11 protein-coding genes are annotated in these 14,356 nt (G+C 36.2%); 10 read left to right on the top strand and 1 reads right to left on the bottom strand.

All coding sequences use genetic code 11. From position 1 onward, the window contains the following. Positions 1-55: 55 nt before the first annotated feature. On the top strand, positions 56-979 hold the full coding sequence (gene rbsK / locus IQ259_RS04630; protein ID WP_193881527.1) for a ribokinase: 924 nt from the start codon (positions 56-58) through the stop codon (positions 977-979). Positions 980-1,225: 246 nt separating this feature from the next. Here rbsK and IQ259_RS04635 read toward each other — a convergent pair whose 3' ends face one another. Beyond that, on the bottom strand, positions 1,226-1,648 hold the full coding sequence (locus tag IQ259_RS04635) for a hypothetical protein (protein WP_193881529.1): 423 nt from the start codon (positions 1,646-1,648) through the stop codon (positions 1,226-1,228). Between the two features lie 1,361 nt (positions 1,649-3,009). On the opposite strand from IQ259_RS04635, the gene IQ259_RS04640 reads away from it, so the two are divergent. The 9 genes from IQ259_RS04640 (at position 3,010) to IQ259_RS04680 (ending at position 14,276) form a co-directional block, all read left to right on the top strand. After that, positions 3,010-3,804 (top strand): WecB/TagA/CpsF family glycosyltransferase, encoded by a 795-nt coding sequence (locus IQ259_RS04640; protein ID WP_193881531.1) that lies wholly within the window; start codon positions 3,010-3,012, stop codon positions 3,802-3,804. Positions 3,805-4,075: 271 nt separating this feature from the next. Continuing rightward, positions 4,076-5,608 (top strand): lipopolysaccharide biosynthesis protein, encoded by a 1,533-nt coding sequence (locus IQ259_RS04645; protein ID WP_193881533.1) that lies wholly within the window; start codon positions 4,076-4,078, stop codon positions 5,606-5,608. A 44-nt stretch (positions 5,609-5,652) separates the two neighbouring features. After that, positions 5,653-6,990, top strand: coding sequence for a polysaccharide pyruvyl transferase family protein (locus IQ259_RS04650; protein WP_193881535.1), 1,338 nt, complete (start codon positions 5,653-5,655; stop codon positions 6,988-6,990). Positions 6,991-7,043: 53 nt separating this feature from the next. Further along, entirely contained in the window at positions 7,044-8,348 is a 1,305-nt protein-coding gene (locus IQ259_RS04655; RefSeq protein WP_193881537.1) for a glycosyltransferase, read from the top strand. Between the two features lie 69 nt (positions 8,349-8,417). After that, positions 8,418-9,416, top strand: a complete 999-nt coding sequence (locus IQ259_RS04660) for a glycosyltransferase family A protein (protein ID WP_193881539.1) — start codon at positions 8,418-8,420, stop codon at positions 9,414-9,416. A gap of 139 nt (positions 9,417-9,555) precedes the next feature. After that, positions 9,556-10,695, top strand: coding sequence for a glycosyltransferase (locus IQ259_RS04665; protein WP_193881541.1), 1,140 nt, complete (start codon positions 9,556-9,558; stop codon positions 10,693-10,695). 241 nt (positions 10,696-10,936) lie between these two features. After that, on the top strand, positions 10,937-11,746 hold the full coding sequence (locus tag IQ259_RS04670; RefSeq protein ID WP_193881543.1) for a hypothetical protein: 810 nt from the start codon (positions 10,937-10,939) through the stop codon (positions 11,744-11,746). Between the two features lie 32 nt (positions 11,747-11,778). Beyond that, the gene (locus IQ259_RS04675) at positions 11,779-13,044 is read left to right on the top strand and encodes a glycosyltransferase family 4 protein (protein WP_193881546.1); all 1,266 of its coding nucleotides are present in this window, start codon (positions 11,779-11,781) and stop codon (positions 13,042-13,044) included. 53 nt (positions 13,045-13,097) lie between these two features. Next, entirely contained in the window at positions 13,098-14,276 is a 1,179-nt protein-coding gene (locus IQ259_RS04680) for a glycosyltransferase (protein WP_193881549.1), read from the top strand. Positions 14,277-14,356: the final 80 nt, after the last annotated feature.

Here is a 14,356-nt window from a genome sequence, read left to right on the forward strand (position 1 = left end):
TTGCATCTACACAATTTAATATATTCACCTATTTTCAATATTCAAAATCATCATTATGAGTATTATTGTTTTCGGCAGTATCAATATAGATTTAGTAGCCACAGCACCCCGCTTACCTGTTGTTGGAGAAACTTTGTTGGGAGAAAACTTTTTTAAAGTACCAGGAGGTAAAGGTGCAAATCAAGCAGTAGCATTAGCGCGGTTGGGAATTCCGACTCAGATGGTGGGACGTGTGGGAGGACAAAGTTTTGGCGCAGAACTAGTGAATCATCTGCAAACTGCTGGTGTGCAAACTGACAATATCTTGATAGATGAAACCGTAAATTCTGGAGTTGCTGTTATTATTATTGATGATGCAGGTGAAAATCAAATTGTCGTGATTCCTGGTGCCAATGGGCAAGTAAATCAGGAAGATATCGAGAGGGTATCTCGATTATTACCAACAGCCAAAGCACTGCTTTTACAACTAGAAATTCCCCTGATGGCTGTAGTAGCAGCTGCAAAGGCAGGACGCAACGCCAATATCACAGTTATTCTTGATCCTGCACCTGCACAATCTAACTTACCAGCAGAACTTTACCCGTTAGTGGATATCATCACACCAAATGAAGTAGAAGCAGGACAATTAGTTGGTTTTACGGTAGATAGCAAGGAATCAGCAGCCACAGCAGCTGCGGTGTTATTGCAAAAAGGAGTAAAATCTGCGATCGTTAAACTAGGTGCAAAGGGTGTTGTTTGTGCGACATCTGAAGAAACTTTCTTTGTTCCAGCTTTTGCAGTTGATGTTGTTGATACTGTAGCAGCCGGTGATGCTTTTAATGGTGCTTTGGTAGCTGCACTTCATAACGGATTATCTTTACATCAAGCAGTTGTTTGGGGTGCAGCCGCAGGTGCTTTAGCAGCCACAAAACTAGGCGCACAAACTTCTTTACCTGATAAATTCACTTTTGATGCTTTTTTGAAAAAAAGGGAGTGGTGAGTGAGAACAAGTAGTCAAGGGTAGGGGAGAGAAGCTAATGAGAAATAACTATTGACTCTGAATGGGAGACGAAACAGGCTAAAAAGCTTGATGTGTAAGGTAGGTAACATTTTGTGATCAAAAAAGGTAGGTCTATTTTTGTCACTTTGTGCTTTTGCGTGAGACCAAAAATATTTATAAAACAGCACAAAGGCTTTGTCTCATCATACAGACAAAGCCTATGAATAATTAACAAATAACTGGAGCTTAGAACTTTACATTATATTTATCAGCAAGTTCAGATAGCTTTTCATACTGCTGAATCGCAGCTTCCGTAATTAACGTTTTCGCTTCCTCTGGAGTGGTGCCATTTTCTGGAATTGAATATTTCACATAGAGGGCGACAAAATCAACCATAATCGCCGAACCTATCAAACCATGACTGTCCGCTTCCTGACCAGCTATTGTTGATACCAGCCCTGCTTTAATTGGGTCGGGTTTAACTTTCATGAACTGATCAATCAATTGCCAAATGTATTCATTTGGTACTAAATTTTCTAACTTAGTTGAGTCGGGAGTAAATTCGATTCCTGCTGCTTTTGCCTGTGTTAAAATACACCATTCTGCAAATTCTTGCAGTGCTGCTTCGGGAAGTTTGGGAAGATATTTATGTAGTTCTAAATCAGACACAAGCTTACCTTATAAATTTCATTTTTGTTGAAGTGCATTAAGGCAAGCCTAACTTACTGTTTCTAAAAGTTTTAGTGTGTTACACTACCACTGTTGAATAATATAGTTAAAGTAATAAATTTAGATGCGTTACACACGACTTAGTTCTTATCTTGTCATTGAGTAGAAAGAGAATTGATGTTTTCTGATATGTCTTCCGGAGATAGCCAAACAATAAACTGTTGAGGCTTGATAGATTCTAAAGCTTTCTAGCAACGTTTTGTTGAGGCAGATTGATTAAGCGGTGGGTGAAAACTGGATCAAAAAACTTTTATATTTAAGTAGACACTGGATAGATATATAAATTATAATGAGGCTACTAAGCAATATACTCAAGCATCTGTTTTTCCTTAATACAAATTTTTAATAGCGAAGGAAAACTCAATAGTTTCTAGAATTTATTGAAATGGGAGCCAATCTCAGATTATGCGCTTAAAAAGATGGGAATCTCCACGCCGAGAAGGGAGAAATGATAAAGGTAAAGGTGGTTCAGCCAGAAAGCGGCAACTCAAAAAACAAAGACAAATGCTACGGCAACGATTAAAGGACAATAACAAATCAGATAATAGTAAAAACAATAACAGGGGGGAGAAAAACAATTCTTCCCCCTTTTTTTTGCTAACTCCTACAATTTTAAATAATAAGTTCCTCTAAAGCGTGTATAAACAAACTAAAATTATAGTATAGGTGCTTTCCTTCATACTCTTACTACTTAAATGAATAATTACGACACATGGATTGCCTTAAAAGTTAGAAAATACTCCTCCTGCTGTCGTGGTTTTTTTCCGAATTAGTATCCCTTGTCTTTATAATATGACGTTTCTTTCAATAATTCAGCCTAGATTTCACCTTATAAAATTACTTTAAACATAAGAAAAGTTATTAAATAATTAATTCAAGTCTATTAAAATAAATACATTTTATCTCAATAAACTAGCCTCAAGAGGCTTGACATTTATAAGGTTTAGTGGGTGTGTCGGATTAATTTTATAAAACAGATACTATTTTGTAAAGGTAATTAAGTAGTAATGTAATGTTTGCGTGAACCAAGTCCGAGAAAAATATAAAGTAAATATAAAGTTTGATATAGCAGTGTCATTAAATTTGGTTAAACCAGTAAGCTAATCTACGGTTGTGATTCTTCTGAAATAGTAATCAGGAAACAGTAAAACTGCTGAAAAACTATTTTACGTTCATGTGTTCTCGTGTGAAAATGCTAGAAGCTCAAAAAACAGTCAAAATTCATCTAATTGACTCATTTGAACATTGAGAGTGCCTGAGGTAATCTGTCGCTGTTTATCTTTGACACAAGGAGTTATCTTATGGTAGCAGAAGTGTTTCTGCCTACTCAAAAAGTGCTTGATTTCCCTATCACTGCCTTACGCTTTGAGGATCAGATACGAACAATATTAAATTGGGCGATCGCTCAAGAAAGCAGAACTGTATGTGTAGCTAATGTACACATGCTCATGGAAGCGCACTGGAATCCAGATTTCGCTAACGTACTCAAAAATTCAGATATAGTCACTCCTGATGGTATGCCTCTAGTCTGGATGATGCGTCGAATGGGATCTCGTTATCAAGATCGTGTAGCGGGAATGGATATTTTTCTTGAGACATGCCAGCAAGCACAAACACACAATTTTAGTGTTCTCTTTGTAGGCTCACAAACCGAAATACTCAGCCGGATGCGAGCAAGATTAGAGCGAGAATTTCCGCAACTAAAAATTGCAGGTATGGAACCTCTACCCTTTCGCCCACTAACAGAAACTGAAGACGAAGTTTTAATCAATAAAATTAACTCTAGTGGTGCGGGTGTAGTTTGGGTATCTCTAGGGTGTCCAAAACAAGAAAAGTGGATGGCTCAACACAAGGGTAAAATCCGAGCAGTCATGATTGGAGTAGGTGGAATTTTCCCTGTATATGCGGGAATTCAGAAGCGCGCACCCCGTATAGTCAGAGACTTAGGACTGGAATGGCTTTACCGCTGGATTCAAGAACCACGCCGACTCTGGAAGCGTTACGCAACAACAATTCCAGCTTTTATGTGGTTGGCAACTAAACAGTTAATTTTATCTAACCGCTTTGTAGGGGGTTTTCCCGAAACTAGTGATTGAACAACTTAAAGTCATCTTTATTTTCCACAAGATTGTGAAAAAGTTTTTATAAAATCATTACTGCAAATTTTTAGGTGACTTCAGCAAATCATCTCAGTAATTTAGTAAATTTTCAGGGATTGTACTTAGTGTAATATGGTCGTCAAACTCTGTCTAAACTTATGTTTCAGATTAGTTTTTGGCTTTTATTCTAAAAAATTCATTGTTGTTTCGTGAATATCAACTTATATCCAGAACAAATATATAGTTCAAATCAACTTAACTTGGATACATGAAAAACTTCACTTCTAGTGATAAAAAAGATCAGTACTTCCGCACCGAACATCTTAAAAGCGATCTCAAAGTCCGTTCTGTAAGAGGTGGAGCAATCACTTTATTTGCCCAGGGGTTAAAGTTTGTTTTGAACGTAGCATCGAATATAGTTTTAGCTCGATTATTAACACCTGGAGATTATGGCTTGGTAGGTATGGTGACAGCAATTACTGGATTTGTCACTATATTTAGAGACTTAGGGCTATCAATGGCAACTGTCCAAAAAGAAGAAATAAATCACGAGCAAGTTAGTACTCTATTTTGGGTGAACATAGTTGTGAGCATTGTAACCTCAATGATTACAGTAGCGATCGCGCCTATGATTGCTCAGTTTTATAATGAACCACGTTTAACTTGGATCACTATTGCCATATCCTCTGGATTTATTATTAGCGGATTAGGTGTTCAACACCAAGCCTTACTCAATCGCCAAATGCAATACAAGGTGCTGATGACCAGAGACATTCTTTCTATGGTAGCTGGAATTGCCAGTGCAATTGCGGCTGCTTTGTATGGATTAGGCTACTGGGCATTAGTGATTTCACCATTAGTAACAGCAGTTGTTGGCACAGCCGGACTGTGGATCGCTTGTAGTTGGCGGCCAGGTCTACCTGCTAGAAAAGCAGGAGTGAAGTCAATGTTAGTTTTTGGTAGTAACTTAACTGGTTTCAATGTAGTCAATTACTTTGCACGTAATCTGGATAACGTATTAATTGGTAGAGTGTGGGGAGCGCAGCAACTAGGATTATATGCTAAGGCTTATCAGTTACTGCTATTACCACTACAACAAATTAATGCGCCAGTTGCAGCAGTAGCTATACCTGCGTTGAGTAGGCTAGTAGACTCTCCAGAACGCTACAGACAAGCCTACCTGCGAATACTAGAAAAGCTGACTATGGTTGCTACTCCATTGGTGATTTTTATGATTGCAACTTCCGACTGGATAATACAGTTGGTTTTAGGACCACAATGGAGTGAAGCAAGTCCCATATTTTCATTACTTGGAATTATTGCATTGACCCAGCCTGTATCCAATACAACAGGTTGGCTATTCATCACTCAAGGACGCACAAGTCACATGTTTCAATGGGGAATAGTTGGCAGTATTTTGTCTGTTATTGCTATTATTGCTGGTCTACCCTGGGGTGCAACGGGTGTAGCTGCTTCTTATTCCATATCAGGGTTACTCATTCGTACACCATTGCTGTTTTGGTACGTTGGAAGGTCTGGCTCTGTTAAAGCTATAGACTTATATCGCACAATGGCTCCATCTACTCTTGCATCCGTGTGTTCATTGCTAGCAATTCTTTGCTTTCGCCGATATGTTGCGGTCACAGATCCATTAATTGGTATTATGTTTACATTGGGTATCACTACAATAATAAATCTTTTAATTCTTTCAGCATTACCTCAAGGAAGAAAAAGTATTAAAGATTTGAAATATTTAATTACACATTTACATAATAAAAAAAAATCTCAAAAGCAACTATAACAACTACATTATTCAAAATTAATAATTTTATTAAATAGAGAATTATGAAAATATTAATTACGAATTGCGTAGCTTTAAATACTGGGGATGCAGCAATAATTTTATCAATTATTGATTTAATGCGTGACCAGTTTGGTAAAAATACAGAATTTATTATCTATGATCCTAAACCTGATATAACTCGTAGATATTATCCAGAATTGACATGGCGAAACTCTCTTTACTCACAGATTACAGAATTAACTTCAATCGAATTTTCCAAAAAATCATTTTTAATGAATGCTTGGCAACGTATATCTAAAAAATGGAAAATCAGCTTTAATCCATCCCTATTTTATTTTGCTGCATGGTGTCAGAATCAAGGTTTAGATTTCATTACTCGAATTTTATTAAATTCCGAACAGCTTCAAGATTTATATCATTATTGTTCAGCAGATTTAATTATAAGCACTGGTGGAACTTACTTAGTTGAAACTTACTCGCTTGCACCAAGAATATTCGATTATCAAATAACTCTTTTGCTAAAACGTCCTCTAGTGTTTTATACACAGTCATTAGGCCCATTTTTAAATCAGAAAAACCGAAAATATTTAAAAAATATATTTAATCAATCTATTTTGATTTTGCTACGGGATGAATTGTCTTTAAAGCATTTACAGGATTTAAATATCGAAAACAGCAAAAATCATGTTAGTTCTGATGTAGTTTTTTCATTTCAGAGCCAGATAGAACCTCGATACATAAAACCTGATGCTTATTTAAATAAAACTAAATTAAAAATAGCAATATCTGTCAGGTTCTGGCAAGCTTTTAAAACAGTTTCAGTGGAAGCCGGTATGCTTAATTTTAAATCTACTCTGTGTGCTGTAACTCAGTATTTAGCTGAACAATATAATGCGGAAATTACTTATATATCAACTTGCCAGGGTATTCCAGAATATTGGACAGATGATTCTAAACTGGCGACAGAAATATATAATTTATTACCAGATAATATTAAACATAACATCCATGTAAACACGGATTTTCATCATCCTCAAATTCTTTTAGAAATACTCAAAGAATATGATTTAGTTATAGGTACTAGGATGCATATGTGTATACTTTCTTTAGTAGCAGGAACTCCTGTCATTCCTATTGCTTACGAATTTAAAACAAAAGAATTATTTTCTCGACTAGGTATGAGTAAATGGGTGCATGATATTGAAACAATCAACCAGGAAAATTTAATCAATTCAATTGAAAATTTTTTATTTGAATTTCCTAAAATTAAAGACTATTTGTTTGAACAAGTAGAAAAAGAGAAATATCGCGCCATAAAATCAGGCTATCTCGTGAATGAAAGTTTAGATAAATGGCACAAAGAGCAGACAATTAGTTGATAAGTTTATACATTAAATTATACTTTTTTGAAGCTGTAATTTGTTATTAAAGTATGAAAATCGCATTTATTGTTAATGAGTTTCCTAGTTTATCTGAAACATTTATTTTGAATCAGATAACAGGCTTGATTGACCATGGTCATGAAGTCACTATATATGCTGATAGGTGTCAAAATAGTCAAAAAAAACATCCAGATGTAGAAAAATATAATCTTCTTGAGTATACTTACTACATTGGAAGACCAAATAATTATTTCTGGAGAATAGTTAATATATTTCGATTGCCATTAATTTATTTCCTTCAAAATCCTTTAGTTTTTTTTAAATCTTTAAATATTACTAAATACGGTAATGAAGCTAAATCATTAAAGTTGTTGTACGCGTGTGCTTATTTATTGCCTAGAGAAGCCAAGTATGACATTATTCATGCACACTTTGGCCCAAATGGTCAAAAAAGTGTCATCTTGAGAGATATTGGTGTTATTCAAGGAAAAATAGTTGCTACTTTTCATGGGTACGATGTCTCAAAATATCTCCAAAACAACATTAATGGAAGTTACAAATTGCTATTTACCTTAGGAGATGTGTTTTGCCCAATTAGTAACTGTATGAAGGCAAAATTGTTAGAATTAGGTTGTAACGAAGAGAAAATAATTGTACATCGAGTAGGAATAGATTGTACTAAATTTTTATTTAGTCCAAAATATCAACCTAAAAATGGGATAATTAAGATACTTACAATCGCACGATTAATTCCAAAAAAAGGTGTAGAATATGGGATTCATGCTGTTTCTAATTTAATAGCATCTGGTATAAATGTAGAATATAATATTGTTGGCGATGGATATTTATTGACTAAATTGCAACAGTTAATTAATCATCTAAATTTGAGTAACAATGTTCATTTGCTGGGCTGGAAGCAACAAGAAGAAATTATTCAGCTAATTGGTGATTCTCATATATTTTTAGCCCCCAGCATAACAGATGAAACCGGTGATCAAGAAGGTATACCAACTGTGATAATGGAAGCGATGGCTATGGGTTTACCAGTAGTGAGTACCTATCACAGTGGAATTCCAGAATTAGTTGAAAATGGTGTTTCTGGTTTCCTTGTATCAGAGCGAAATATTGAACAATTAACAGAAAAACTCAATTATCTAATTGATCATGCAGATTTATGGGCTGAAATGGGTCAAGCGGGTCGTCAATTTGTTGAATGTCAATACAACATTAATAGCTTGAACACTAAGTTAATAGAAATTTATCAACACATACTACAAAATATAAATGATAATGTACACAATAAAGCAAGGAAACATTTTATAGAAAGTACTACCTGTATTGATATTACAAAATGAGTAAAAACTAAAAGTAATAAACTGACTCTGTTTACAAAAAAATATCTCGTGAAATGCTAGAAGGAGAAAATGGAGAGTTTACATAACAATCTCAATACTAATTGTCTACCTAGTGTTACCGTTGTAATACCCACATTTAACCGATCTCATCTATTACCACGAGCAATTTATAGTATTCTTGCACAGACATTCTCTGATTTTGAACTGATTATCGTTGATGACGGTTCTACAGATAACACCGCAGAAGTAGTTAAAGGATTTACAGATCCACGAATTATATTTTTACCTTTAGATAAAAACTATGGTGGTAGCTATGCACGCAATCAAGGTATCAAAGCAGCATGTACAGAACTAATAGCATTTTTAGATAGCGATGATGAATGGCTTCCTGAAAAACTAGAATTACAGATAGCTCGTTTGCAAGCAAGTGATGATCCTCAAGCTGCTGTTGTTTATTGTCTTGGTTATGAATGTGTTGAAGAACGCAAAAAAATACCAAACTTAGTTCTTCATGAAGGGGATGTTTTTGATCATTTATTGAGAGGCTGGTTACCTCCAACCACATCACTATTTATGGTTAAACGCTCTGCTTTACTGGAAGTTGGTGGCTTTGATGAAAGTCTACTTAGTTTTCAAGATTATGATTTATGGTTAAGTCTAGCCGCCGCCAACAAACATTTTTTAGCTGTAGACAAACCACTTATTATTAGATATTTCCACAACGAGCAAATTAGAGGTAATTTTTCAGCTAAATTAGCAGGATTAAATATATTTAAAAACAAATGGGGAACCGTTATGAAACAGCGTGTTGGATATCATTCGTATAATAAATTTATAGGAATTAGAACATCTATTATTCAGCTAATTCGGGTTGGGCAATTAAGTGAGATAGGAGATAAATTTACTGCCTTTTTTATTACAATCTCTTTATTGAAGTTTTTACCTTGGTCAACAGAATTTTTGTTCAAAGCTTTAGTGCTAACATTTTGGGGGCAAGATGGATACAGACTATTATTTAAAATTAAATCGGCTATTCTTTATCGAACCTATCAAGCTGAAACTAACTGATTGAATAGCTTCGCATATTTGTCTATTTCAATATTTTTTGTATAAAGAAAAAACATTCACTTTATAACTTTGTATGTCACAGTATTTCCATTTGTTGATCGCCTAAACTTGTTCACTAATTTAGTTACAAGTAAAGTTTATGCCGAAGCCTAACGTAGTTTTTTTCTGTGGTCGCCTTCTTCCCCCTTCTGAGACATTTATACGCGCTCAAGGGGAAGGATTGCAAACTTTTACACCTCATTATGTAGGTTCTCGTTTTGTAAAAGGATTATCTTTACCTTCAGAGCGTACTTGGGTAGTTAACAATGGTGGAAAGCTAGGTGCTGCTCAAGAGGCGTTGTTCAAATTAACAGGAATAGCACCTGTGTTAACACAACAAGTACAAAGATTAGAGCCTGCTTTAGTTCATGCTCATTTTGGGGTGTGTGGAACTTTAGCCTTACCTTTGGTGCGAAAGCTCAAAATCCCCATGATAGTTACCTTCTATGGACTAGATGCCACCATGAAGGATGAGTATGCACGACGTGAATCGATTAGTACCAGAGTATACCTGCAACGCCGAGAAGCTCTCAAGCGAGAGTCTACTTTGTTTATTGCTGTTTCTGAATTTATTAAACAAAAGCTTGTGGAACAAGGTTTCCCAGAAACAAAAATTTTGGCACATTACTATGGCGTGGATACAAAAAAATTCCAATCCCATCCTTCTGTACATCGCCAACCAATAGTACTATTTGTTGGGCGATTGACTGAAAAAAAAGGATGTGAATATTTAATCAAGTCAATGGCTAAAGTGCAAGCTATTCTTCCGGAGGTGGAATTGGTAATTATTGGTGATGGTAACTTGCGAGCAGACCTAGAAGCGCTGGCGGCAAAGTTACTTCATCGCTATCAATTTTTAGGACTCCAGACATCTGATGTGGTCAAAGATTGGATGAATCGCGCTAGTTTACTTGCTGCACCAAGTGTCACCGCAACTCAAGGAGATTCTGAAGGATTACCAACTGTAATTGTGGAAGCCCAATCTATGGGACTTCCTGTAGTCAGTACTTTTCATGCAGGAATTCCAGAAGCAGTTATTCATGGAGAAACAGGCTTTTTAACAGAGGAAAGAGATTCAGAGGCTTTGGGCGAATACATTTTACAATTATTAAAAGCTCCCCAACAGTGGCAGCGTTTTAGCATTAAAGCCAGAGAACATATGGAGGCAAACTTTGATAGTACTAAAAAAAACAAAATTTTAGAAAGCATTTATCAGCATGTACTAGAAAAAAAAATTTAAAGGCTGTGTATTCTCACAAAAACTTAAATTACATGGAACCACAGATTTATTTTTTGAGAAATTATACTTAATTTCATTGATATCAAAAAGCATCTTACCTGGTTGTATTTAAGTAAATGGGCATTCCAAACACAAAACATTTTAAAAAAATTAAAATTCCTAATCCAATGTTAGTATATTTTTTGCCAAAATTGTTATTTAGACTACATAGATTAATAATAAATCAATAGAGGAAATAAATATGACAAATGAGCCACATCTGACTATTCTTGTCAATAGCACAGATAGCTTTGAAGATTGCTGGCAGCCTTTTTTTACTCTATTTGCTAAATATTGGTCTGATTGCCCCCACCCTATAGTATTAAACACTGAAACTAAAGTTTTTAGCTATCCTGGGTTAAATATACAATGTTCTCAAATTAGTGTGAATGATTCATCGAGTGAAAGACCTAGTTGGAGTGATTGCCTAATTAGTTGTTTGGAGCAGATCAATTCAAAGTACATTCTTTATGTACAGGATGATTATTTTCTCAATGATTATGTGAATACAAGCATACTCTATAATTTTCTCCAAATCATGGAATCTGAAAGCTACTCTCATATTCGATTAAGAGAAACTCTTGGACTCGGGCCACATAAACCATCATCTAAATATCCTTTGTTATGGGAAATTCCTCAACGCGCTAATTATCGTATTGGTTTGCAAGCTGGTTTGTGGGTAAAGGATAGACTAAGGTTTTATCTGCAACCAAATGAAACAGGTTGGCAATTTGAGCGCTGGGGTAGTATCAGAGCGCGTAAAATTAAGGACTCATTTTTTTGCCAAAACATTGACTACTTTAATGGTCAAAATAAATATATTTTTCCTTATTATCCAACTGGGATTGTACAGGGGAAATGGCTAGAACCTGCTGTAGTTGATTTGTTCAAACAACATCAAATAGAAGTAGATTATTCAATTAGAGGATTTTACCACCTAAATCAAAGACAGAAATTTGTACAATTTTTGAAAAATAACTTCCGAAAATCATTAATGCGATACATGCCTTAAAAATTCCATTAGTATCTTAAACCATGAAAAATATGAAAATACTAGTTTCTGCCTATGCCTGTAGACCAAAAATGGGATCTGAACCAGGAGTTGGTTGGAATATGGTTCAGGAATTAGCTCAAAAATGTGGAAATGTATGGGTAATTACACGCCGGGATAATCAACAGAGTATTGAGGCAGAAATATCCAAGATTTCAGTTCTCGGAATGAACTTTGTGTATCATGATTTGCCAGCCTGGGCTAGATGGTGGAACAGAGGACAAACAGCACTATATTTTCATTACTATTTTTGGCAAATTGGGGCATATTTTTTAGCTAGAAAACTGCATCAGGAAAATAACTTTGATTTGGTACATCATGTAACTTACGGTAGATACTGTTTTCCGAGTTTTCTATCACTATTGCCGATACCTTTTGTTTGGGGGCCTTTGGGAGGTGGTGAAGCAGCGCCAAAGAGTTTTTGGCGTGATTTTCATTGGAGTGGCAAAGTTTATGAAAGTTTGCGGGACTGGAGCCGTTGGATAGGTGAGCGCGACCCCTTTGTGAAAATGACTGCCAAGAAAAGTGCTGTAGCCATAGTTTGCACATCAGAAACAGCGGACTGTGTAAGTGCTTTAGGTGCAAAGCGGATTGAGAGAGTATTGGGACAAACAGGTGTCAATCGACAAGATATTGCTCAACTTGAACAATACGCTGTTTCCCACTACCAAGCTCCCATAAGATTTATTAGTATGGGACGTTTACTGCATTGGAAAGGATTTCACCTAGGTTTGAACGCTTTTGCAGCAGCTAATTTGGAACATGGCGAATACTGGATTGTTGGCGATGGGCCAGAACGTAATAGATTAGAAGCACTAGCTAAGGAACTGGGAATTTCTGAGCGAGTACGTTTTGTAGGGAGCATACCTCGTGAACAAGCATTACGTATACTAGGAGAATCTTGCGCTTTGATTCACCCTAGCCTTCATGATTTTTCTCCTACAGTATGTATAGAAGCAATGGCAGCCAGTAGACCAGTAATCTGTTTGAATTTAGGAGGGCCAGCTTTTCAGATCACGGAAGAAACTGGTTTTAGAATTGCTAGTAATACCCCTGAAGGTGCAGTACAAGGTTTGGCAGAAGCAATAATTCGTCTAGCTCAAGATCCAGAGCTAAGAATCAAAATGGGGCAAGCAGGGCAAAAGCGTGTTAGTGAATTATACAGATGGGATATTAAAGCTAAGTCTTTAGTTCAACTTTATGAAGATATTCTTGCTTGTCAGCAGTCTTCAGCTTCACCCAGCGTGATTCATACCTAAGACACTACACTCAGGTTGTTAAATCACTCTCTATTCCAGCAGAAACTTCTTAAATGCGTATCCTAACTATACATAACAACTATCAAATTCGTGGTGGTGAAGATGAATCTCGTGAAGCAGAAGAAAAGCTGTTACGAGAAATGGGCCATGAAGTTGATGTTTACCAAGAGCATAATGACAGGGTGGCATCTATTGGAGCCTTACCGATGGCTTTGAGAACGATTTGGTCTAAAGAATCGTACAACATAGTCAAACAAAAACTAAGGCAGTCTAAATTTGATTTAGTTCATATTCAGAACTTTTTTCCATTAATTTCTCCTTCTGTTTACTATGCGGCAAAATCAGAGGGTGTTCCTGTTGTTCAGACTCTGCGAAATTACCGTCTCCTTTGTCCCAATGGATTGTTTTTTCGTGATGGGCAAGTCTGTGAAGATTGTATGGGAAAGTTTATCCCTTATCCTGGAGTCTTACATGGCTGTTATCGAGAAAATCGTCCAGCAACGATCGCAGTAGCAACTATGTTAACTGCACATCGGGCTATGCGTACTTGGATGGAAATGGTAGATGTTTACATTTCTCTGACAGAGTTTGCAAGGCAAAAATTTATTGCAGGAGGTTTCCCTGCGGAAAAAATTATAGTCAAACCCAACTTTGTAAATCCTGCTCCCGATGTAGGATGCGGTTCTGGTGGCTATGCTCTCTTTGTCGGTAGACTGTCTGTGGAAAAAGGATTGGATACTTTACTTGCTGCTTGGAAATATCTGGAAGGTAAAGTTCCTTTGAAGATCGTCGGGGATGGGCCTCTAGCGGATCAGGTAGTGGAATCAGTAAAAATATTACCCCAAGTAGAATGGCTTGGACGTAGACCAATGTCTGAAGTACATAAATTGATGGGAGAAGCCATGTTTTTAGTTTTTCCCTCCAAATGGTATGAAACTTTTGGTAGGGTAGCGATTGAAGCCTTTGCTAAAGGAACTCCGGTGATTGCTGCCAATATTGGAGCGATCGCAGAATTGGTAGACTCTGGTCGTACAGGGTTGCTTTTCTCGCCCGGAAACTCAGAAGATTTAGCTACCAAGGTACAGTTGGCCGTAGCTAATCAAGATTTATTGGCTCAAATGCGCCGAGAAGCTAGGGCGGAATTTGAAGCTAAGTACACAGCACAACAGAACTATTATCGGATGATGGCAATTTATGACTTAGCTTCTAATGGAAGTCTGTTAAAAATTTGATTGATTTAATTTTTCCTAAAATTTATTTTAAAATAAATTCTATATTGTATTTAATAATATATTTGTACAGTCAATGTCTT

It is taken from the genome of Fortiea sp. LEGE XX443, assembly GCF_015206815.1.
Lineage (GTDB): Bacteria > Cyanobacteriota > Cyanobacteriia > Cyanobacteriales > Nostocaceae > Nostoc_B.